Source organism: Cupriavidus metallidurans CH34, from assembly GCF_000196015.1.
Lineage (GTDB): Bacteria > Pseudomonadota > Gammaproteobacteria > Burkholderiales > Burkholderiaceae > Cupriavidus > Cupriavidus metallidurans.
The window spans coordinates 445,319-465,765 of sequence record NC_007974.2; the positions used below are offsets into that span (position 1 = coordinate 445,319).

Below are 20,447 nucleotides of genomic sequence, written 5' to 3' on the forward strand. Positions count from 1 at the left end.
TTTTTCATGCCCTCGCCCCCCCTTCGGCAAAGCCGAATTGTGCCGCCGGGTCAGTGGATTCACGCTGCGCGCTACTCGAATCCCAGAAACCAGACGCGTATGACGCGCGCATTCAGGAGACAGCGTATGACCACATTCCCGCAGTTGCCAGCCATCGGTACCGGCAAGTGGCGAGGCATGACGTGGGCGGCACTCGCGCTAGCAGCCGTGGCGGTGGCTGTTCCCGGCCAGGGCCGAGCGAATGATGCCTACCCCTCCAAGCCCATCGTGATGGTCGTGCCATTCGCGGCGGGTGGCCCGACGGACGTCGTGGCGCGCTCGGTGGCGGCGGCGATGTCCAAGACGCTGGGCCAGAGCGTGGTGGTGGAGAACCGTCTGGGTGCCGGCGGCACGGTGTCCGCTGCGTACGTGGCCAAGGCCGCGCCGGACGGCTACACGATCCTGATTCACCATAACGGCATGGCCACCGCGCCGGCGCTCTACTCGAAGCTGCCGTACAAGCCGCTGACCGACTTCAGCTTCGTGGGCCAGGTGGCGGATGTGCCGATGACGCTGCTGGGACGCCACGATCTGCCGCCCAACAACCTGCCCGAGCTGGTGACCTACATCCAGAAGAACCAGAACAAGGTGAACCTGGCCAACGCGGGGCTGGGCGCGGTGTCGCAGTTGTGCGGGATGCTGTTCCAGAAGGCGATCGGCGTGGATGTGCAGACGATCCCATACCAGGGCACCGCGCCGGCGATGACTGCGCTGCTGGGTGGTCAGGTGGATGTGCTGTGCGACCAGACCACGCAGACGCTTACCCATATCAAGGCTGATAAGGTCAAGCTGTACGGCGTGACCACGGCTGAGCGCATTCCCGCGCTACCGAACGCGCCGACGCTGCGCGAAGGCGGCCTGAAGGGCTTCGAAGTCAAGGTCTGGCACGGGATCTACGCGCCCAAGGGCACGCCGCCTGCCGTGATCAACAAGCTCAACGGCGCGTTGCGCGCGGCGCTGAAGGACCCGGCCGTTGCGGCGCGTATGCAGGATCTGGGCGCGGTGATCGTGCCCGAGGACAAGCAGACGCCGGAAGGGCTGCGCACGTGGCTGGCCTCGGAGATCGACAAGTGGTCGCCGATTATCAAGGCGGCTGGCGTGAAGGCGGACTAAGGCGGATTGAGGGGGGAAACACCTACACCGGCTCCCGGGCCGCATCCACCAGATACTGAATCAGCGTTTCCGCGAACTGGGGCAGTTCCCGTCCCGGCCGGCGCACGAGTTGCAACTCGCGTCGCGCCCAGTCGTCTTCCAGCCGGATGAAACGCAGTACCTTGCGGCTGGCGTAGCGCCGCGCGCAACTGTTCGGCACGATGGCGATGCCGGCGCCGGCTTCCACCATGCGGCACACCGCGTCGAAGCTGCCCACCTGGATGCGCAGGCTGATCCGTTTGCCCATGCCGCTGGCGATGCGGTCCAGGAAGGACTGGATCGCCGATGACTGATTCAGCCCCACAAAGCGGCAACTATCGAGCAGTTCGGCGAACCGCAGTGTCTTGAAGGCTGGCAGCGGATGGTTGACAGGGGCGATCACGATCAGTTCGTCGCTGCAAAGCTGCATTGTGTCCAGGTCGGCGGTGGCGACTTCTCCCGCCACGATGCCGAGGTCCGCCGCCCCCGTGCCGATGGCCGAGACGATGTCGGCCGAAAGGTGTTCCTCCAACTCGATGTCGACGTCCGGGTTCTCCGACAGGAAGCGCGACAGCGCGTGGGCCAGGAACGAGTTGGTGGCCGTGGTGTTGGCCAGGAGGCGCACGCGGCCCTTGACGCCCTTGGCATAGGGGCGCAGGTCCGAATGCAGGCATTCGAGCTCCCGGAACACCTCGCGCGCGTGGCGCAGCAGGGCGTCGCCAGCCGGAGTGAGGCGCACGCCTTTCACCTGGCGGATCAGCAACTGGGTCTGGAACGCCTCTTCAAGCTGCTTGATGCGGGCGCTGGCCGCGGGCAGCGAGAGAAAGCTGCGCTCGGCCGCGCGTGTGATGTTCTCTGTTTCTCCCACGTTCAGAAACAGCCGCAGGTCGGTCAGGTCGTAGTGCATGGCTTCGGCGGGCACGAAGCCCACTTTTGTGATTCATGAATTCCAAAGTTTCGGCCGCCAATTTATCGTATCCAGCTCTGCAATAAAACGGGCAGGCTTCCCTGTCCGTGCAGACAGCAAGCCAATGGAGGATACGATGAGCGGAATGATGGAAGGCAAGGTAGTGGTGGTAACGGGCGCCGGTGGCGGTATCGGACGAGGCATTGCCCTGGGCATGGCGGCGGCTGGCGCTCGTGTGGTGGTCAATGACCTGGGCGTGTCGATGAGCGGCGAAGGCGGCGATGCCGGCCCCGCGCAGCGCGTGGTCGAGGAAATCCGCGCGGCCGGCGGCCAGGCCGTGGCCAATACCGATTCCGTTTCGACCTGGGCTGGCGGCAACGCCATCGTGCAATGCGCGCTCGACACCTTCGGTCGCATCGACGCTGTGGTCAACAACGCCGGCAACCTGCGCGATCGCATGTTTTTCAAGATGAACGAGGAAGAATGGCGCTCGGTGATCGACGTGCACCTGCACGGCACCTTCTTCGTCAGCCGTGCGGCAGCCAACTATTTCAAGGATCAGGAGAGCGGCGCCTACGTCAACATGACGTCGACGTCGGGGCTGATCGGCAACCTGGGTCAGGCTAACTACTCCGCGGCCAAGCTGGGCATCGCCGCGCTGTCCAAATCGATCGCGCTGGACATGGCCCGTTTCAATGTGCGCTCGAATTGCATCGCGCCGTTCGCCTGGAGCCGCATGACCAGCTCGATCCCGGCCGAGACGCCTGCGGAGAAGGAGCGCGTGGCCCGCCTGCAGAAGATGGAAGCCGGCAAGATCGCTCCGGTGGCCGTGTTCCTGGCCAGCGACGCGGCCAAGGACGTGAATGCCCAGATCTTCGCGGTGCGTGCCAACGAGATCATGCTGATGAGCCAGTCGCGCCCGGTGCGCTCGGTCCATACCGGCGAAGGCTGGACGCCGGAAACCGTCGCGGAGATCGCCATGCCCGCAATGCGTGGCAGCTTCTTCAAGCTCGACCGCTCGCCCGACGTCATCAACTGGGACCCGATCTGACCGAGTCCCGAGGCCGGCCTGGATCGAATTCAGGCTGAACCCGAGGCCGGCCCGCCTTCCGCTTTCCGTTGATGCTGCATTGCAGCGCGACGCGTCCATACATGCGTGCCCGATGTGGCACGCATTCTGCTCACTCCTTCATCGTTAGTACCGGCGTCAGGGCGCGCGCACTTGGGAAGTGCGTGACGATTGCTGCTGGTGATAGCGAAAACACTGAACAGGTGCATACGCGCGATACGTCGATACGTCGATATGTCGACACGTCTCTTGCCGGCGCCGGTTAGCACTCGTCATTCGAAAGTGCTAATGCGGAAAACGTTGAACGAAAGACGCGACGGTATGTCGCAGCGATAGTCGTCAACGCGTTGTGAGGTGGCGATGATCGTGACCCTGCTGGCCGCGTGGACATGATCTTGCTGTGCGCGCAATCATTGCTCGCGATGTGTCTGACGCGCGCGATGGGCGCGTTGCACGAAGGCGCGCGAAGGCGTTGTTGTGTCGATACCGAACGCGTTGCGCGAAGGTATTGGTCGTAACGATATTGGGTGGGCGAGTTACACACCGCGTCGTGCACATAGTGCGGGAAAGGTGTAAGGTGTGTCACAAGCATGGTCAATGGCCCGTCGCTGCGGAATAGGACGACGAGGTGTCCGGTAATAGTGAGCATGACGATGACGTGCAACGCCATCACCGGACAGACGATATCTATCGTCAACTCACGGTCCACGTTCGCCGTTATTTGACTATGATGAAGTAAAGATTTCGCAACATGGCAGCTCCGCCATGCCGGGGTGGTGGAAGGCAAGATTGCCGCGAAGTCTTTCGGGGGGAGCAGCACTGCCTTCGCCTCGGAGTGTTTCTCAGACGGGAGTGAGGTATGGACATTTTTGGCCACTACGCCACACGCTTCGAAGCACGCAAGGAAGAGGAATACAGCATCCAGGAGTACCTGGAGATCTGCAAGAAGGATCCTACTGCCTACGCGACCGCTGCCGAGCGAATGCTCTCCGCAATCGGACAGCCCGAGCTGGTGGACACCCACCACGATCCGCGCCTGTCCCGGCTTTTCTTCAACAAGGTCATACGGGTCTACCCGGCGTTCCGCGACTTCTATGGCATGGAGGACACGATCGAACAGATCGTCTCGTTCTTCAAGCACGCAGCGCAGGGGCTGGAAGAGCGCAAGCAGATCCTGTATCTGCTTGGGCCACCCGGAGGCGGCAAGTCGTCGCTCGCCGAGAAACTCAAGGCGCTGATGGAAGAGATCCCCATCTACGCGCTCAAGGGCTCACCGATCCATGAATCGCCACTCGGGCTGTTTTCGGCCGATGAGGACGGCAAGATCATGGAGGAAGACTATGGCATTCCGGTCCGCTACCTGAATACCATTCCGTCGCCGTGGGCAGTCAAACGACTAAACGAATTCAATGGCGATATCACCAAGTTCCGCGTGGTGAAGCTGCGCCCGTCGGTGCTGGCGCAGATCGCGATTTCCAAGACCGAGCCGGGCGATGAAAACAACCAGGACATCTCGTCGCTGGTGGGCAAGGTCGATATCCGCAAGCTCGAGGATTTTCCGCAGGATGACCCGGATGCCTACTCGTATTCCGGTGGCCTTTGCCTGGCCAACCGCGGTCTGCTCGAGTTCGTGGAAATGTTCAAGGCGCCGATCAAGGTGCTGCACCCGTTGCTGACCGCCACGCAGGAAGGCAACTACAAGGGTACCGAGGGCTTCGGCGCGATTCCGTTCGATGGCGTCATCCTCGCGCACTCGAACGAAGCGGAATGGACCACCTTCAAGGCCGACAAGAACAACGAGGCCTTCCTGGACCGGATCTATATCGTCAAGGTGCCATACTGCCTGCGTGTCTCCGACGAGGTAAAGATCTACGACAAGCTGCTGCGCAGCAGTTCACTCTCGGCCGCGCCGTGCTCGCCGAACACGCTGAAGATGATGGCGCAGTTCGCGGTGCTCACGCGGATCAAGGAGCCGGAGAATTCGAACATCTTCTCGAAGATGCGCGTCTACGATGGCGAAAGCTTGAAGGACGTGGATCCAAAGGCCAAGTCGTACCAGGAGTATCGCGACTATGCCGGCATCGACGAAGGCATGAACGGGTTATCCACGCGTTTCGCGTTCAAGGTGCTTTCCAAGGTGTTCAACTTCGACAACACCGAAGTGGCTGCCAATCCGGTGCATCTGCTCTATGTGCTCGAACAGCAGATCGAGCGCGAGCAGTTCCCGCCGGAGCAGGAAGCCAAGTTGATGTCGTATATCAAGGAGTATCTGACCACGCCGTACGTGGAGTTCATCGGCAAGGAGATCCAGACCGCTTACCTGGAGTCGTATTCCGAGTACGGGCAGAACATCTTCGATCGCTACGTGGTGTTCGCCGATCTGTGGATACAGGACCAGGAGTATCGCGACCCCAATACCGGCGAGATCCTGGACCGCAACGCGCTGAACGACGAACTTGAGAAGGTGGAAAAACCGGCGGGTATCTCGAACCCGAAGGACTTCCGTAACGAGATCGTCAACTTCGTGCTGCGGGCGCGTGCCAACAATGGTGGCAAGAACCCAGTCTGGACCAGCTACGAAAAGCTGCGGATGGTGATCGAAAAGCGCATGTTCTCCACGACAGAGGATCTGCTGCCGGTGATCTCGTTCAATGCGAAATCGTCGCGGGAAGATCAGGACAAGCACGAAAACTTCATCAACCGCATGGTCGAGAAAGGATACACACCCAAGCAGGTTCGACTTTTGGTGGAGTGGTATCTGCGCGTCAGGAAGTCGTCGTAGTCCACCGGACGCGGTCCCCGGAGCCGCCGAGACACCTGGGCGGCTCCCGATCCTGACGCTCTGGTTTGGCGTCTCAACAAGACGGGCGAGCGGCTTATGGCTACGGTCATCGATCGGCGGGAGAACGGCGGCAACAAGAGCGCCGTCAATCAGCAACGCTTCATCAAACGCTACCGCGAGCAGATCAGGCAAGCGGTGGCGAAGGCGGTGTCCGGTCGGAAGATCATGGACATCGAGCAGAGCGGGCAGGTGTCCATTCCGGTCAAGGACATCTCCGAGCCGATTTTTCATCACGGCCAGGGTGGCCGGCGCGAGTGGATTCACCCGGGCAACAAGAAGTTCGTCAGGGGCGACAGCTTCGACCGCCAGCAACAGGGTGGCGGCGGCGGCGGGTCTCGCGCCAGCGATAGTGGCGAGGGCGAGGACGACTTCGTCTTCACGCTGTCGCGCGAGGATTTCCTGAACTTCTTCTTCGAGGACATGGCGCTGCCAGACCTGGCCAAGCGTCACCTCGCCAAGATCGCCGAAGTGCGCAAGGTGCGCGCTGGCTTCTCGATCGACGGCACGCCATCGAATCTCTCGATCCTGCGCACGATGCGCAGTTCGCTCGGGCGGCGCATTGCCTTGTCGAGCCCCTATCTCAAGCGCCTGCGCGAGCTCGAGCTCGAATACAACGACGAAGTCGAGAAGGATCCGTACTCCGAGAAGGCGGAGGCGCTGATGGAGAGGATGCGCCATCTGCGCGCCCAGGTGGATCGGGTGCCGTTCATCGAGAAGCTGGATCTGCGCTACAACAATCGCGTGCTCAAGAAGCGTCCGCAGGCGCAGGCGGTGATGTTCTGTCTGATGGACGTGTCGGGCTCGATGGATGAAAGCCGCAAGGATCTGGCCAAGCGCTTCTTCATGCTGCTCTACCTGTTCCTGAAGCGGAACTACGAGCGCATCGACGTGGTGTTCATCCGCCATCACACGGTGGCCAAGGAAGTCGACGAGGAGGACTTCTTCCATTCGCGCGAGTCCGGTGGTACCGTGGTCTCGAGCGCGCTCAAGCTGATGGTCGAGGTGATTCACGATCGGTATCCGCCGAGCCAATGGAACATCTACTGCGCCCAGGCGTCCGATGGTGACAACTGGGCCGGCGATTCGGAGCTTTGCGGGCGCCTGTTGCGCGAGTCGATCCTGCCGCTTGTGCAGTATTACGCCTACGTGGAGGTGGCTTCGGAAGAACCGCAGAATCTCTGGGAGGAGTACCTCACGGTGAAGGGCGAGTTCGAGCACTTCGCGATGCAGCGCATCATCGGTGCTGACGAGATCTATCCCGTGTTGCACGACCTCTTTCAGAAGCGGGCCGCGTGGCCCGGCAGGTAGCTGCCCGGTAACGTCGCCGGGAATACTGGGGAAGCCTATGGCCTATCTATCGACGGGCTCGGAGTGGACTTTCGAGCTCATCCAGCGCTACGACCGCGAGATCGCCCGCATTGCCGGAGATTTCGGCCTCGACACTTACCCGAACCAGATCGAAATCATCACCGCCGAGCAGATGCTGGATGCCTATGCATCGTCGGGTCTGCCGGTCGGCTACAACCATTGGTCGTACGGCAAGCACTTCCTGGCCTCGGAACGCGGATATCAGCGCGGGTACATGGGGCTGGCCTACGAAATCGTGATCAACTCCAATCCATGCATCGCGTACTTGATGGAGGAGAACACGATGCCGATGCAGGCGCTGACCATCGCGCACGCCTGCTATGGCCATAATTCGTTCTTCAAGGGCAACTACCTGTTCCGCACCTGGACCAACGCGGACGCCATCATTGACTACCTGCTGTTCGCCAAGAACTACGTGGCGGAATGCGAGCAGCGTTATGGCGAGCAGGAAGTGGAGTTGCTGCTGGATTCCTGCCACGCGCTGCAGAACTACGGCGTGGACCGCTACAAGCGGCCCAAGAAGCTGTCGATCACCGAGGAGCAGGCCCGTCAGGCCGAACGCGAGAGCTATCTGCAGATGCAGGTCAATGACTTGTGGCGCACGCTGCCCAAGCATAGGCCGCACGCGCTGCGGCAGGAAGAAGAGGCACTCGAGCTGGAAGCGATCTTCCCGCCGGAGCCGCAGGAGAACCTGCTTTACTTCATCGAGAAGAACGCGCCAAAGCTGCAGCCGTGGCAGCGTGAAATTGTGCGCATCGTGCGCAAGATCGCGCAGTATTTCTATCCTCAGCGCCAGACCAAGGTCATGAACGAAGGCTGGGCCACGTTCTGGCACTACACCATCATCCATCAGCTCTATGAGGAAAAGCTCGTCAATGACGCGTTCATGCTCGAGCTGTTGCAGGCGCATACCAACGTCATCTATCAGCCGCCGTATCACAGCCAGTATTACAGCGGCCTGAACCCGTACACCCTGGGTTTCCTGATGTTCCAGGATATTCGTCGCATGTGCGAGAACCCGACCGAGGAAGACCGGCGCTGGGCGCCCGAGATCGCGGGCAGCGACTGGCGCCAGACGCTTGACTTCGCCATGCGTAACTTCAAGGACGAGAGCTTCCTGCTGCAGTTCCTGTCGCCGCGCGTGATCCGCGAACTCAAGCTGTTCTCGGTGCTTGACGACGACCGCGAAGGGAAGTTGCGCGTGACGGCCATCCATGACGACGAAGGCTATCGCGAGATTCGCCATCTGCTGGCCAATCAGTACGACCTGTCGAACATGGAGCCGAACATCCAGGTGACGAATGTGGATATCGGTGGAGACCGCTCGCTCACGCTGCGTCACCTGCAGAACGACCGCAGGCCGCTGGCGCAGAATTTCGACGAGGTGGTGCGACACGTGACGCGGCTATGGGGCTTCACGGTGAGGCTCGAAGTGGCCTACGAGGATGGACGGCGTGAACTCAAGTACGAGTGCAAGCCTGAACGCCGCCATCAACCCCAGCGTCGCGCTGCCTGAAAGACGAAAGCGCCCGGAGGCTTAGTGCCTCCGGCGCGTATCGCGGGGCCGGGCCGTCGAGGACACCCCTGCGCGTTCCAGATCCACACCCGGCAGCAGGTGCAGCAATCGCACCAGTTCCGACTGGCGATGCGTGCCGGTCTTGCGCAGCGTATCCCGAATATGCACCCGCACGGTGTGCGGCGAAAGGAACTCGCGTTCGGCGATCTCCGTAAGCGTTTCGCCCGCGGCCAGGCGAATGGCGATGATGCTTTCCTTGCGCGACAGACCGAACAACGAGGTCAGCACGCCCGCGTCGAGCACGGATCGGGACTCAGAGTTGCCCAGCAGCATCATCGCCATCGGCAGTTGCCATGGGCCTTCCACCGGTTGGCGCGATACCAGCGGCATGACGATGATGGGCACCGGTTGCCCGCCCGAGGTGATGTGCATCCACGAGCCAGCGACGGTGCCATTGCGCCCGCCATGCACCGCGGACTCAAGCAGCCCCGCCAGCACTGATTGCATCGATTCCGCGCGGGCGCGCAGCACGCCGTTGTCGAGGGCGAGATTGGTGTCGGCCTGGACCAGTGCTTCGGCCCAGCTATTGGCGTAGCGCACCCGCATGTCGGCTTGCAGAACCATGACGCCGAAGTCGAGCGTGTCGAGGCTGGCCAGGCCCAGCGATGCCAGGCCACTCAGTTCGAAGTTGCGGTGCTGCATGCGGGCTGCCCGCGCCCAGTGGGGCATGACCTGGGCCACGCGTTGCTGGCAATGCGCGAATGCGTCGCACGATGCCGGAGTGGCGCTCATCAGCACGCACACGTCGCTGGTGTCGAACAGTCGGATGCCTTGCGCGAGGCCGCTGCAGTCATAAATGGAGGTGGCTGCCGCTGCTTCTGGCTCGGCCAGCATGGCGGTGGCGCCATCGACGGACATCGTGGCACATGCCCGTGTCGCGCCTGTGGTTGTCAGGTGCGGGGGCAGGGCACGCATGTTGTCAGGCATGCTGCCTGCGCTCGTGAAGCAGCCGTGCGGGGTCACGCCGAGGCGGGCGCGCGCCGCGAGCTTGTCCCATATCAGGTAGCTTGGGCTGCCGGTGCCGGTGTAGCGGGAAAAGAGATCCAGGGCGGCAGGCATGGCCGCCACGTCCATGGCGGACTCATAGATGCAATCGACCAGACGATGGAATACGTCGTCGGTAGACGGGTGTTCGCCCATATTGATTTTCCCCCGGTGGCAAACGCCTGTTTCCTCAAGTCCGCTGCGTCGAGGCGCGGTCCTTTTATGTCTTTGTATGCAACTTCCGGCGATGACCCTGATGCATATCGCCGTACTGCCATTTCACCATGATCGTGCAAAACCGCGAGGCTGGAACATCCCGCCTTGGGAGGGGGGAGTCCCGCGCTGCGCCTGCGTTTCAGGGTGTCTGCACAAGGTGCACGAGTCTTCACGCAGGCATCATGGAAGCTCGCGAGATAGTAATGCCGTGACCACTGTATTTCAAAATTTTCCGGTCCAATGTATTGGAGCGCCATTGCATAAATGAGACACCCCTATGCGGGCGCGCCCCTATGCTCACAATGGCAGCGTCGTCAGGCCGGCTTGCCAGCTTTTCGGGTGACGAGATCGGCGCCTGCTCCAGCCGCGGCGGCTGTCGCGATCTCTTCTTCAGTGCCGCTGCCATCCACCTGCACCGTCACGAACGGTACGGCCAGTCGAATGCCATTGGCGTCGAAGTTGCGCTTGAGCCGGATGTTGAAGGCCCGCGTGATTTCGTACTGCGTGAGTGGCCGTGTCTTGAACTGGGCCAGCACGACCTGACCGGTGGGATCGAAACGGTCGAGCCCCAGGATGTCCAGACCGGACAGCAGGTTGCGGCTGTAGCGATGATCGCGCGCCACCTCGGCGCCGGTTTCGCGCACCAGCTCCAATGCTCGCTCGAAGTCGCTCTGATAGGCAATCGAGATGTTGAAGACGGCGAAGGCATAGCCGCGCGACAGGTTCTTGACCGCCTTGATCTGGCTGTATGGCAGCGTGTGCACGGCGCCCTTGCCGTCGCGCAGTCGCACGGTCCGGATCGTCATGGCCTCGACTACGCCAACATGGTCCGGCAACTCGATCGAATCGCCGATGGCGATCGTATCTTCGACGACGATGAACAAACCGGTGATCAAATCCTGCACCAGCGTTTGCGCACCGAAGCCGATGGCCAGCCCGACCACACCTGCGCCGGCGAGCAGCGGCGTGACGTTGACGCCAAGGTTGGCCAGCACCGCGATCATTGCTACCACGAGCACGCTCACGAATGACGCATTGCGCACGAGGGGCAGGATGGTCTTGGCACGCAGGCTGGGCTGCGCGGCGCGGCCGTGCGTGGGGGAAAGCGTCTGGGTGATGGCCGTGTCGATCAGCAGCCAGGCCAGCCATGCCAGCAGCACCACGCCGACCACGCCGAGCAGCGACTCGGTGATGTGACGGCCGGCGGCGGTCGATTGGGCAATTCGTATCAGCGAGGTCTGCCAGATACGCGCGTTGAGTTCCAGGAATGTGATCCAGATCACCACGCGGATCAGCGCCGCGCCAAAGCGGCCAAAGCGCTGCACGTACGCGGAGCGCCGCCGATCGCGCAGGCGCGGGGCGCGCACCGTTGCCTTGGGCGATCGGCCCACCACGAGCGTCAACAGCGTGGCGGTCACGAACAATGCCACCGTGATGACCGCGCGCCGCAGGAACTCGTCGGCATGGCCGGTGGCCATGATCGTGCCGATGACCGATGCCGCGACTACGGCGAGCACGGGCAGATACCACGCATCACCCGCCAGGCGCAGCAGATCCATCATCGCGGGGTATTCCTGCCGAATCGCAAACGGTCGGAACGAGATCAACTGGCCGATGGCGCGGCGGAATCGCACGGCAAACACGCCAATCAGGATCGCCGCGAGGATATTGGACAGCGTGCTGATCAACGCCGTCAGGTTGAGGCCAAGCGCGGCGATCACGCGCGGATCGCTGTTGACCTCTCCCAGCGCGGCCAGTGAGCCGGTGATGAACAGCAGGATCGGGGAATGGGTAATCAGGTCACGCACGGCGTGTGCGCGATGCGCGGACTGGAACAGCGTGAAGATGACCTGGCAGACCGCCGACATCACGGCGCCGGCCAGGATCGCGTAGGCCACCAGAACGGCGCCCACACTGGCCGGCGTGCGACCGAACACTTGATAGGCGAGCAGTACCGTCAGGCCGAATGCGACGATCCACGGTCCAATGCCACGCACGAAGTACAGGCTGACATCGATCCACGAAGGTATTTTCGGGAGTTGGTGGTCTCTGGGCCGCCGCAACCGATTCTGGCGCAATCGCCGAGCCAGTTCCCGCAACAGCCAGCCGGTAATGGCCCACCCGGCAAACACGGTGCCGAATTCGGTCCAGGAGACGATGGCTTTGCGGGTGTTCTTGATCGTCAGGGCATCGTGCAGTTCTTCGCGGGCGAACTCCATCCGCCACTTCCAGTAATGCATTGCGCCGCTATTTTTGTGCGGCGCGTTGTCCATTTCCTGGATGGCCTGCGCAACGGCGCCAATCAGGCCCGGGGAGGGTGCGCTGGCGCCAGCGGCCGATGCCGCCCCTGCCGCGCCCGCCGCCGATGCGTCGAGGCCAGTACGCACCGCCTGCAGTTGCTTCACCAAAGCCTGTCGTTCGCCCTCGTTCTGCAAGGTATTGATGACCTGATCGAGCGATTGCGCCAGAGGCGCGCTGGCGGGGGGTGCCGAAGCGGGTTGGGCGTTGGCCTTCTGGGTCATCGCGGCGAGCGACAGTCCGGCGCTCTGCGCGGCGCCGGCCAGGAACATCGCCATCAGGATGCCGACAAGCCAGGTGAAAACTGGAACGCGTAGTCGTGAACGCTGCATGGACGGTTGGGATGTGGCAGGGGGATTGCCGCGATAGGAGCACCTGTATGCGCGTCACTGTAGCGCATCGGCACGCGATGCACGTGTGCGAGTGGGGTGTCGGGCGCATCGCGTGGCGCCCGCTTTTTATTCAAAATATTTGATCAATTTGTCCGGAAATTGGCTGCATCCGTCTTGGCGTCGAATTCTATAGTTCTGCACATGGACGGCGCGACAAACAAGAAAGCGAGCGTTCAGCAGGATTCAAAACAGCTAAACAAATTCACATATTTGGAGAGAATCATGACCCGGACCATCGCCCTCAAGCTCGCTTCCTCCCTCGTGCTTTCGCTTGCAGCCCTTGGCGCGGCCCAGGCAGGCACGGTACCTGCCGACAAGTATGGCTATGAATTCCGCACCGGCGAGTCCGCGGGGACCCGGGTGCCGGCAGACAAGTATGGCTACGAATTCCGCACGCACGACACGTTCACCGATGGCGCCCGCGCTGGGAAGTTCGACGCATTCACCGATGGCGCCCGCAAGGTGGCAGGGCTGGACAAGGCCGGTGTGTCGGCAGAGCCGGCCCGGTCATTCGACCCGTACCTGGACGGCGCCCGCGCATGACCGGTGTCACGCGTTCCGAACAAGGCGTTACGTAACCCGTAACGCCTTTTTCGTTGGAACAGCGGCCAGACGGGGATCACGGGAGGGGCATCGACCGCCCGACTGAAGTAGGGTGGCGAAACCCGGAACGTCCATTTCGCGCGGCATCCAGGCGGGGCGATTGAAACGCGGGTTCGCATCTACCCGGTCGGGCCGGAGATTGGCACGTGGTTTGCAGAAAGGAGAGCGCAGACGCGCTTCAAACACAGCGTCCCGACGTCAAACAGGAGATCGCCATGTTCCAGAACACCTTTGCTCAAGCCGATGCCGTGATCGTGCACGATGCCGCCATTGCCGCGGCCATCGACGCTGCCATGCTGCGCCGCCGTGACGAGTACGCGGGCCAGCCGATGGCATGGAAGGTGTTCTGCGAAGCGTCGCATGTCGCCACGCTCTGCGAGCCGCTTCGCATGGCGTTCATCAACCGCGTGGCCAGCGAGCGCGGCGCCGACATCGCCCTGCGCCTGAAGACCAAGGCCGAGGCGATCCGCGCGGCGGCAATTGCAGAGCTGGTCTGAACATCGTTACCATGACCGCTCCATCCTTCGGAGCCGTTCATGCCGCCCTTCGATACGCTGCTGCCGTTTCTCGGCATCGCAGTCCTGCTCAGCCTCGCGCCGGGACCTGACAATATTTTCGTGTTGTTGCTGTCAGCGATGCATGGCACGCGCGCCGGCCTGACCGTGGTGTTGGGACTTTGCACGGGACTGCTGGTTCACACGGCGGTGGTGGCCGTGGGCCTGGCTGCGTTGCTGGCGGCATCGACGGTGGCGTTCACCGTGTTGAAGATCGCTGGCGCGCTGTATCTCGTCTATCTGGCGTGGCAGGCGTTCCGCGCTCCCGTGGGCGAGCTGTCGTCTTCCCAGATGCAGGTGAAGACCGGCAAGCACATGTACCTGCGCGGGGTGATCATGAACCTGACCAACCCCAAGGTCGTGATCTTCTTCCTGGCATTCCTGCCGCAGTTCGTCAGCCCGGATCGGGGCCCGGTGGCCCCTCAGATCATGGTGCTTGGCTTCGTGTTCATCCTTGCCACGCTGCTGGTATTCGGCTCGATCGCCTGGTTTTCGGGCGCGTTCGGCCGCGTGCTGATGCGCTCCGCGCGGATGCAACGCGCGGTGAACTGGTTCGCCGGAAGTGTGTTCCTGGCGCTCGCCGGCAGGCTGGCGCTGTCTCAGCGGTAAGGGATCGGCCCCGTGCGGGGCCGGTGTTCACGCGAAGGTGATCGCGGGACGCCGCTCCGGCAGTTCCAGGTGCGGCACGTTGTTGAAGCTCAGCAGGCGCTGCGTGCCACGTCCGACGATCAACTCGCAGAAGCCGGTGTTGCGGAACTGCAGGTTCAGTTCGATGGCGGTTTGCGTCGGCGCGCCGAGCAGGTCGGCCACCGCACGGCCAATGGCGCCGCCCGAGCTGACCACCAGCAATGCGTCCTCCCGCGAGGCGCCTTCCGTCGCATGGGCGAGAGCGGCCTGCATTCGCTGTCCAAACTCGCCCCAGGTTTCCGGCATGCCGGTCAGCTGATCTTGCGTCCAGGCCGCGAATGCGGCGCGGAAGGTGCGCCAGTAATCCTGGTAGTCCCCATTCTGATGGGCGCGATGATCCGCGCCCTTGGTGAAGCTGCGGTACAGCGACTCGCCGTCGTATTCATTCAGGCCTGGGTGCGATGCCACAGGCAAGTCACTGATGCCCATGCCGGCCAGGATCTCGCTGGCCGTGTCCTGCTGGCGCACGAGTGTGCCAGCCACCACGCGGCGAAACTGCACACCGCGGTCGCGAAAATACTCGCCCAGCCAGCGTGACTGCTGGCGGCCCGTATCGGACAGGCAGTCGTAGTTGGCGGCCCCGAACGAGGCTTGTCCGTGGCGGACCAGAAATAGCGTTGCCATGAAGTGCGGGCGGCGACGCGCCCGAAAGAGTCTGCGTTGCAGCGATTCTAGATGGGGCCGGCTGGCGAGCCTAGCAAGCCTCGCCGAAATTCATGTCGGCCATCTTTTTGCTGCATTTCGCCAGATTTCGCTGCGCTGCCGGCACGGGGCCGGCAGTCAGGTCCGACCCGATCCGGTCAGGTCAGGTCAGTCGAGCGTCACACCAGTATCCGCCGTCAGTTTGAGCACCACTGGCAGATAGGCCTTGTACGCGCGCTCGGCTTCAGCCGGCGTGTTGCCGATCGGTTCCGCGCCCAATTCGTCGATCTTCGCGCTCAGTTCTGGTGACTTCACCAGCGCGCTGACCTCGCGGCCCAGCCGTTCGATGATCGCATCCGGTGTCTTTGCCGGCGCCAGCAGCGTGGTCGGGCCAACGATCTTGTAGGCGGCATCGCTGTAGCCGGCCTCCGTGAACGTCGGCACATCCGGCAATGCCTTCGCGCGGGTGGTGCCCGCCACGGCCAGCGGTCGGAGCTTGCCGACCGCAATGTACTGGCGCAGCGTGGTCACGGATCCGATCGTCAGGTTGACCTGTCCGGCGAGCAAGTCGGTCACCATCGGCCCTTCGCCGCGATAGGGAACGTGCAGGATATCGACCCCGTAGGTCTTGTCCATGTACGCCTGGATCGTGTGCGGTTGCGTGCCCGGACCCCAGGAGCCCATGCGCAGCTTGCCCGGTTCCTTCTTCGCGTAGGCAATCAGCTCGGTCACGGTCTTCACCGGCACGGCCGAATTGACGGTCAGCACCGTGCGGGCCATGGCCACGTCGGAGATGGGCCGCAGTTCGGTACGGGGGTCGTACGGGAGCTTCTTGTACAGCGCGATATTGGCCGTGATCGGACCCGGAATCGTCATCAGCAGTGTGTAGCCGTCAGCCGGCGACTTGGCGACGAAGTCCGTGCCGATGATGCCGCCCGCGCCACCCCGGTTTTCGACCACCACCGGCTGCCCAAGGCGCTTGCCAAGGCCTTCGGCCAATTGCCGGGCCACTGTGTCAGTCAATCCGCCGGCCGGATACGGCACGACCATCCGGATCGGCTTGGACGGATAGCTCCCCTGCGCGAACGTAGCCAGCGGCAGCAGTGCCACAGCGGCGCATGCGGCGCGCATGACCCATCGTCGTCGTGGCGGAATGGTTTGCTTCATGGTGTGTCTCCTCGTTTTGATGCCCGGTCCCTGTCGGGACATACCGCTATGGTTGCGGCTGCTGCGGGCGGTGGATTGGGTGAAGCGAGGGAAAAACCTTTGGAGGCTGGCGTGTCAGCTTTCCAGCCCGAGATAGCAGGCGACCATGCGCGTCATCTCGCCGGACAGGCGCTCGTCGTCGAGCCGGAGCGGGCCCGGATTGTTGAGCACGGCATTGACCAGCATGCCGAACACCATCTGCATGGCGAAACGCACGCGGACTTCGTTGGCTTCGGCCGGGCCCGGCAGCCGGGGGGTAAGCAGCGCCACCAGTCGTTCGACGATTTCCTCGCCGTTCTTCTGGTGCGGCAGCCATTCCTCCGGGCGCGTGGACGAATGCTTGAGCGACGCGCGAATCACGCCGCGATTGTTGTGGCAGCCATTGACCAGGAAGCGCATGGTCTTCTCGACGATCTGCCGCGCCGGTACTTCGCCCCAGCGATGTTCGGCCATGTAGCGGGCCACCGAGGCGTCTGACTCTTCCATCACCAGCGTGCGCAGCGCGTCGAAGAACGCCATCTTGTCGCGAAAGCGCCCGTAGAACGCCCCGACGGAAACCTGGCAGGCCGCCGCGATCTGCGCGACCGATACCGCTGCGAAGTCACGTTCGGCCAGCAGCTTGCGGCCGGCGGCAAGCAAGGCCTGCTCGGTCTCGCGTGCGCGGCGCTGTCGCGGCGGTTGCAGGATCGACGTCGTGTCTACCCTTGGGAAGGGGGAAGAGGTGGATGGCGCACTCGTAATGGGGCTTTGCATGGCAGATTTCCGTATTCGAATTCGCATTCGGTTTTGAACCTTATGTGCCGCCAACGTGCACCGTCAAGATAGGGGTTACGATTTCCAATATTTGGAAATTCATTCCGCCTTTTGACATACGACGACGTCGCCGACCACACTGGACAACAGGAGACAAGATGCAAATGAACACGCCAGTCGAACAATTCATTGCCGAGCGCCGCCGCGAAGATCCTTCGTTCGGTGGGCTGTTGGCCAAGGGTTTCGCGCTGCTTCGCTGCTTCATCGACGACCCTCGCCCATTGGGCAACGGAGAACTGGCGCAGCGGCTGCAGTTGCCGCGGGCCACGGTATCGCGCATCTGCCGCACGTTGTTCGAACTCGGCTACCTCGACTGGGAACCGAAGCTGGACAAGTACTTCGTCAGCGCCCAGGTGCTGGCGCTGGGCTATCCGTACATGGCTGGACTGCAGGTCCGCCACCTGGCACGACCGCTGATGCAGGCGCTGGCCAATCAGATCGAAGGCGCGGTGTCGATGGGCGTGGCCTACCGGCTCGACGTGACTTACCTGGAATCGTGCACGCACATGGAAGGCACGCCGGCGCGGCCGGCGATTGGCGCGGTGCGGTCGGTGCTGACGAGCGCGATGGGGCGCGCGTACCTGTGCACGCTGTCGAAGACCGAATTCGAGAAACTGATGACCACGGCGCGTGCAGAGCGACCCGATGAGTACGCCGCCTGCTACGAGACCTTGTGCCACTGCATCGCCCACTATCCGAAGCGCGGATTCACGCTCAACGAGGGGGATGCGGGAGCGGATGTACATGGCGTGGGGGTGTATTCGCGCGTGGTGTACATGAACCGGCCGCTGCTGTTCAACTGCGCCATCCCCGGGATGCGCGTCAAGCGGGGCTCGATGGAGAAGCGCGTGGCGCCGCTGCTGCGCGAGATGGTGCGATCGATAGAAAACATGGCTGGCGTGGGACGCTAGGCCGCCGGTAGGCGGGACCGGACCTTCCCGCCAGGCTGAACGCGTCGCGGCACGTATCGCGCGCGTCATCAACGGAGACAACATGCAGGATCTGCAACCCTTGCTGCGCCCGCGTTCGATCGCGGTGATCGGCGCGTCGACGCAACCAGAGAAAGTCGGCGGCATGCCGATTCGCCTGTTGGGCGAACTCGGCTACGCCGGCCGCGTGTTCCCGGTGAACCCCGGGGCCGACACCGTGCAGGGCCTGCGCGCGTTTCCGACGGTCGAAGCCATTGGCGAGCCCGTGGACCTGGCGATCGTCGCCGTCCCGGCGCTGGCCGCGCCCGACGTGATGGCGCAGCTCGGCCGCGCGGGAACGCGTGCCGCGGTGGTCTTCACCTCGGGCTTTGCCGAGGTCGCGAACGGCAGCGGGTTGCAGCACGCACTGGCCACGCAGGCTAAGACGCATGGGGTGCAGCTCCTCGGGCCGAACTGCCTGGGCGCGATGAACCTCGGCGAGCGCATGTTCGCCACGTTCTCGCCGATTCCGCTGACAGGCGTGCCGCCAGTTGGCGGCGTGGGGCTTGTCAGCCAGAGCGGTGCATTCGGTGCCTACGCATTCGCGTTGGCGCGTGAGGCGGGTTTGGGTTTGAGCCACTGGGTCACCACGGGCAACGAGGCGGGTCTGCAGGTGGCCGATGTCATCGAATGGCTCGCGCATGACCCGCAGACGCAGGTGATCCTGGCCTATATCGAGGGTGCGCGCGACGGGATGCGCCTGCGCCAGGCGCTGGCGGCGGCCCGCGCGGCAGGTAAGCCGGTGGTAATCGCCAAGGTCGGTACCACGGTCGCCGGCGCCAGCGCCGCGCAATCGCATACGGCCAGCCTGGCCGGCGAGGACGCCGTGTACCAGGCCGTGTTTGACGAATACGGCGTGCATCGCGCGCATACCCTGGAAGCATTCTTCCGTCTTGGCTACACGCTGGCGCGAGGCAGGCGACCGGCACGCTGGCATTCGCCCACGGGCATGGCGGCGGACGCCGTGGCGCCGGTGGCGATCGTGACCGTTTCTGGTGGCGTTGGCATCATGATGGCCGATAGCGCCGAGTCGCAAGGGCTGCCCCGGCCACCGATGCCCGATGCCGCGGCCGCGGCGCTGCGCGAGGCTGTGCCGTTTGCCAGCACCTCGAATCCGATCGACGTGACCGGACAGGTCGTCGCGCAGCCAAAAGTGCTTGCTGACGCGCTGGCAGGTGTGGCACGCAGCGGCGCATATGGCAGTGTGGCGGCGTTTCTGGCCGGTGGCGGGAACGCGCCGAGGGTGTGGAGCTTGCTGGAGCAAACCGTTGATGATCTGGCGAGCGATCCGCAAGCCGCGCCGCTGATGATTGCCGGCGTGATCTCCGACGAAAAGCGCGCATGGCTCGAGGCGCGCGGCTGCCTGGTGTTCCGCGAGCCGGCGCACACCATCGAGGCGGTGGCCGCGCTTGCCAAGGCTGCCGCGATGACCGAATCCGCGCAATCCCCGGTCGCCCCGGCGCAGCTGCTGTCCGTGCCCGAACTGCCAGCCGACGCAAAGGCGCTGTCTGAAGCCGACGCGATGGCACTGCTGTTGCAGGCTGGCGTTCCCGTGGCACCGCACGGTCTGGCTCGCGATGCCGACGAAGCGGTACGCGTGGCGGAGTCGATCGGTTATCCGGTAGTCGTGAAGCTTTGCTCGCCCGACATCTTGCACAAGAGCGATGTGGGTGGGGTGGTGCTCAACCTGTCTGACGCCGACGCGGTGCGCGCCGCGTTCGAGCGTGTGCGTCGTGCTGCCGGCACCGCAAGGTTCGATGGCGCGCTGGTTGCACGCATGGTGCGCGGCTGGGGCGAAATCATGGTTGGCGTGCGGCGCGACCCGGTGTTCGGGCTGGTTGCGCTGGCAGGTATCGGCGGCACGGCCGTTGAGATATTCCGCCAGATGTCCTTCGGACTGGCACCCGTTTCACGTGAACGCGCGCGGGCCATGCTGACGCAGAGTCGCGCCGCCGCGTTGTGCGCCGGCCATCGGGGACATCCCCCGCTCGATCTGGATGCGGTGGCCGATGTCATCGTGAACGTGTCGCGTGCCGCGGATGCCATCGGCGATCGGCTGGACACACTGGAAATCAACCCGTTCATCGTGAGCGCGGACGGGCTGGTTGCAGCCGATGCGGTGATCACGCTGCGCTGATCGACACGAACAACA

Annotated in this window: 16 protein-coding genes; 10 read left to right on the top strand and 6 right to left on the bottom strand. The window is 63.3% G+C overall.

Annotation, left to right across the window (positions count from 1 at the left end):
* Positions 1-126 precede the first annotated feature (126 nt).
* On the top strand, positions 127-1,152 hold the full coding sequence (locus RMET_RS20200) for a tripartite tricarboxylate transporter substrate-binding protein (protein WP_152560190.1): 1,026 nt from the start codon (positions 127-129) through the stop codon (positions 1,150-1,152).
* Positions 1,153-1,174: 22 nt separating this feature from the next.
* On the opposite strand, the gene RMET_RS20205 is transcribed toward RMET_RS20200, so the two are convergent.
* Positions 1,175-2,077, bottom strand: coding sequence for a LysR substrate-binding domain-containing protein (locus tag RMET_RS20205; RefSeq protein ID WP_011518416.1), 903 nt, complete (start codon positions 2,075-2,077; stop codon positions 1,175-1,177).
* Between the two features lie 136 nt (positions 2,078-2,213).
* Between RMET_RS20205 and RMET_RS20210 the strand changes: the two genes are divergently transcribed.
* From RMET_RS20210 to RMET_RS20225, 4 genes are all read left to right on the top strand, one after another.
* Positions 2,214-3,128, top strand: coding sequence for an SDR family NAD(P)-dependent oxidoreductase (locus RMET_RS20210; protein WP_024568962.1), 915 nt, complete (start codon positions 2,214-2,216; stop codon positions 3,126-3,128).
* Positions 3,129-4,005: 877 nt separating this feature from the next.
* Positions 4,006-5,928: a PrkA family serine protein kinase gene (locus RMET_RS20215; protein WP_008647020.1), complete on the top strand. Its 1,923-nt coding sequence runs from the start codon at positions 4,006-4,008 to the stop codon at positions 5,926-5,928.
* 96 nt (positions 5,929-6,024) lie between these two features.
* A complete protein-coding gene (locus RMET_RS20220; RefSeq protein ID WP_011518419.1) occupies positions 6,025-7,296 on the top strand; it encodes a YeaH/YhbH family protein in 1,272 nt (423 codons plus the stop codon).
* 37 nt (positions 7,297-7,333) lie between these two features.
* Positions 7,334-8,872 carry a SpoVR family protein gene (locus RMET_RS20225; protein WP_011518420.1) on the top strand — a complete coding sequence of 513 codons (1,539 nt, stop codon included), beginning with the start codon at positions 7,334-7,336 and terminating at the stop codon, positions 8,870-8,872.
* A gap of 21 nt (positions 8,873-8,893) precedes the next feature.
* On the opposite strand, the gene RMET_RS20230 is transcribed toward RMET_RS20225, so the two are convergent.
* Together RMET_RS20230 and RMET_RS20235 are read right to left on the bottom strand one after the other, a co-directional pair.
* The gene (locus RMET_RS20230) at positions 8,894-10,072 is read right to left on the bottom strand and encodes a helix-turn-helix transcriptional regulator (protein WP_011518421.1); all 1,179 of its coding nucleotides are present in this window, start codon (positions 10,070-10,072) and stop codon (positions 8,894-8,896) included.
* A 374-nt stretch (positions 10,073-10,446) separates the two neighbouring features.
* Positions 10,447-12,762 (bottom strand): mechanosensitive ion channel family protein, encoded by a 2,316-nt coding sequence (locus tag RMET_RS20235; protein WP_011518422.1) that lies wholly within the window; start codon positions 12,760-12,762, stop codon positions 10,447-10,449.
* A 282-nt stretch (positions 12,763-13,044) separates the two neighbouring features.
* On the opposite strand from RMET_RS20235, the gene RMET_RS20240 reads away from it, so the two are divergent.
* The 3 genes from RMET_RS20240 (at position 13,045) to RMET_RS20250 (ending at position 14,588) form a co-directional block, all read left to right on the top strand.
* Positions 13,045-13,365, top strand: a complete 321-nt coding sequence (locus RMET_RS20240; protein WP_011518423.1) for a hypothetical protein — start codon at positions 13,045-13,047, stop codon at positions 13,363-13,365.
* Positions 13,366-13,640: 275 nt separating this feature from the next.
* Positions 13,641-13,922 (top strand): DUF7696 family protein, encoded by a 282-nt coding sequence (locus tag RMET_RS20245; RefSeq protein WP_049799794.1) that lies wholly within the window; start codon positions 13,641-13,643, stop codon positions 13,920-13,922.
* Between the two features lie 39 nt (positions 13,923-13,961).
* Entirely contained in the window at positions 13,962-14,588 is a 627-nt protein-coding gene (locus tag RMET_RS20250) for a LysE family translocator (protein WP_011518426.1), read from the top strand.
* Positions 14,589-14,615: 27 nt separating this feature from the next.
* Here the strand turns inward: RMET_RS20250 and RMET_RS20255 are convergent, their stop codons facing one another.
* From RMET_RS20255 to RMET_RS20265, 3 genes are all read right to left on the bottom strand, one after another.
* Positions 14,616-15,290, bottom strand: a complete 675-nt coding sequence (locus RMET_RS20255; RefSeq protein WP_011518427.1) for a histidine phosphatase family protein — start codon at positions 15,288-15,290, stop codon at positions 14,616-14,618.
* A gap of 186 nt (positions 15,291-15,476) precedes the next feature.
* Positions 15,477-16,475, bottom strand: coding sequence for a Bug family tripartite tricarboxylate transporter substrate binding protein (locus RMET_RS20260; RefSeq protein WP_011518428.1), 999 nt, complete (start codon positions 16,473-16,475; stop codon positions 15,477-15,479).
* A gap of 114 nt (positions 16,476-16,589) precedes the next feature.
* Positions 16,590-17,267 (bottom strand): TetR/AcrR family transcriptional regulator, encoded by a 678-nt coding sequence (locus RMET_RS20265; protein WP_029310285.1) that lies wholly within the window; start codon positions 17,265-17,267, stop codon positions 16,590-16,592.
* 164 nt (positions 17,268-17,431) lie between these two features.
* Here RMET_RS20265 and RMET_RS20270 point away from each other — a divergent pair, with 164 nt between their 5' ends.
* Both RMET_RS20270 and RMET_RS20275 read left to right on the top strand, forming a co-directional pair.
* Positions 17,432-18,238, top strand: coding sequence for an IclR family transcriptional regulator (locus RMET_RS20270; protein WP_035822869.1), 807 nt, complete (start codon positions 17,432-17,434; stop codon positions 18,236-18,238).
* Between the two features lie 82 nt (positions 18,239-18,320).
* A complete protein-coding gene (locus RMET_RS20275) occupies positions 18,321-20,432 on the top strand; it encodes an acetate--CoA ligase family protein (RefSeq protein ID WP_011518431.1) in 2,112 nt (703 codons plus the stop codon).
* The last annotated feature ends 15 nt before the right edge of the window (positions 20,433-20,447 follow it).

What these genes read in the sequence shown, in the direction of transcription:
- RMET_RS20200 (WP_152560190.1), top strand. Translation starts at nt 127, where the DNA reads ATGACCACATTCCCGCAGTTGCCAGCCATCGGTACCGGCAAGTGGCGA.
- RMET_RS20205 (WP_011518416.1), bottom strand. Translation starts at nt 2,077, where the DNA reads ATGCACTACGACCTGACCGACCTGCGGCTGTTTCTGAACGTGGGAGAA.
- RMET_RS20210 (WP_024568962.1), top strand. Translation starts at nt 2,214, where the DNA reads ATGAGCGGAATGATGGAAGGCAAGGTAGTGGTGGTAACGGGCGCCGGT.
- RMET_RS20215 (WP_008647020.1), top strand. Translation starts at nt 4,006, where the DNA reads ATGGACATTTTTGGCCACTACGCCACACGCTTCGAAGCACGCAAGGAA.
- RMET_RS20220 (WP_011518419.1), top strand. Translation starts at nt 6,025, where the DNA reads ATGGCTACGGTCATCGATCGGCGGGAGAACGGCGGCAACAAGAGCGCC.
- RMET_RS20225 (WP_011518420.1), top strand. Translation starts at nt 7,334, where the DNA reads ATGGCCTATCTATCGACGGGCTCGGAGTGGACTTTCGAGCTCATCCAG.
- RMET_RS20230 (WP_011518421.1), bottom strand. Translation starts at nt 10,072, where the DNA reads ATGGGCGAACACCCGTCTACCGACGACGTATTCCATCGTCTGGTCGAT.
- RMET_RS20235 (WP_011518422.1), bottom strand. Translation starts at nt 12,762, where the DNA reads ATGCAGCGTTCACGACTACGCGTTCCAGTTTTCACCTGGCTTGTCGGC.
- RMET_RS20240 (WP_011518423.1), top strand. Translation starts at nt 13,045, where the DNA reads ATGACCCGGACCATCGCCCTCAAGCTCGCTTCCTCCCTCGTGCTTTCG.
- RMET_RS20245 (WP_049799794.1), top strand. Translation starts at nt 13,641, where the DNA reads ATGTTCCAGAACACCTTTGCTCAAGCCGATGCCGTGATCGTGCACGAT.
- RMET_RS20250 (WP_011518426.1), top strand. Translation starts at nt 13,962, where the DNA reads ATGCCGCCCTTCGATACGCTGCTGCCGTTTCTCGGCATCGCAGTCCTG.
- RMET_RS20255 (WP_011518427.1), bottom strand. Translation starts at nt 15,290, where the DNA reads ATGGCAACGCTATTTCTGGTCCGCCACGGACAAGCCTCGTTCGGGGCC.
- RMET_RS20260 (WP_011518428.1), bottom strand. Translation starts at nt 16,475, where the DNA reads ATGAAGCAAACCATTCCGCCACGACGACGATGGGTCATGCGCGCCGCA.
- RMET_RS20265 (WP_029310285.1), bottom strand. Translation starts at nt 17,267, where the DNA reads ATGCAAAGCCCCATTACGAGTGCGCCATCCACCTCTTCCCCCTTCCCA.
- RMET_RS20270 (WP_035822869.1), top strand. Translation starts at nt 17,432, where the DNA reads ATGAACACGCCAGTCGAACAATTCATTGCCGAGCGCCGCCGCGAAGAT.
- RMET_RS20275 (WP_011518431.1), top strand. Translation starts at nt 18,321, where the DNA reads ATGCAGGATCTGCAACCCTTGCTGCGCCCGCGTTCGATCGCGGTGATC.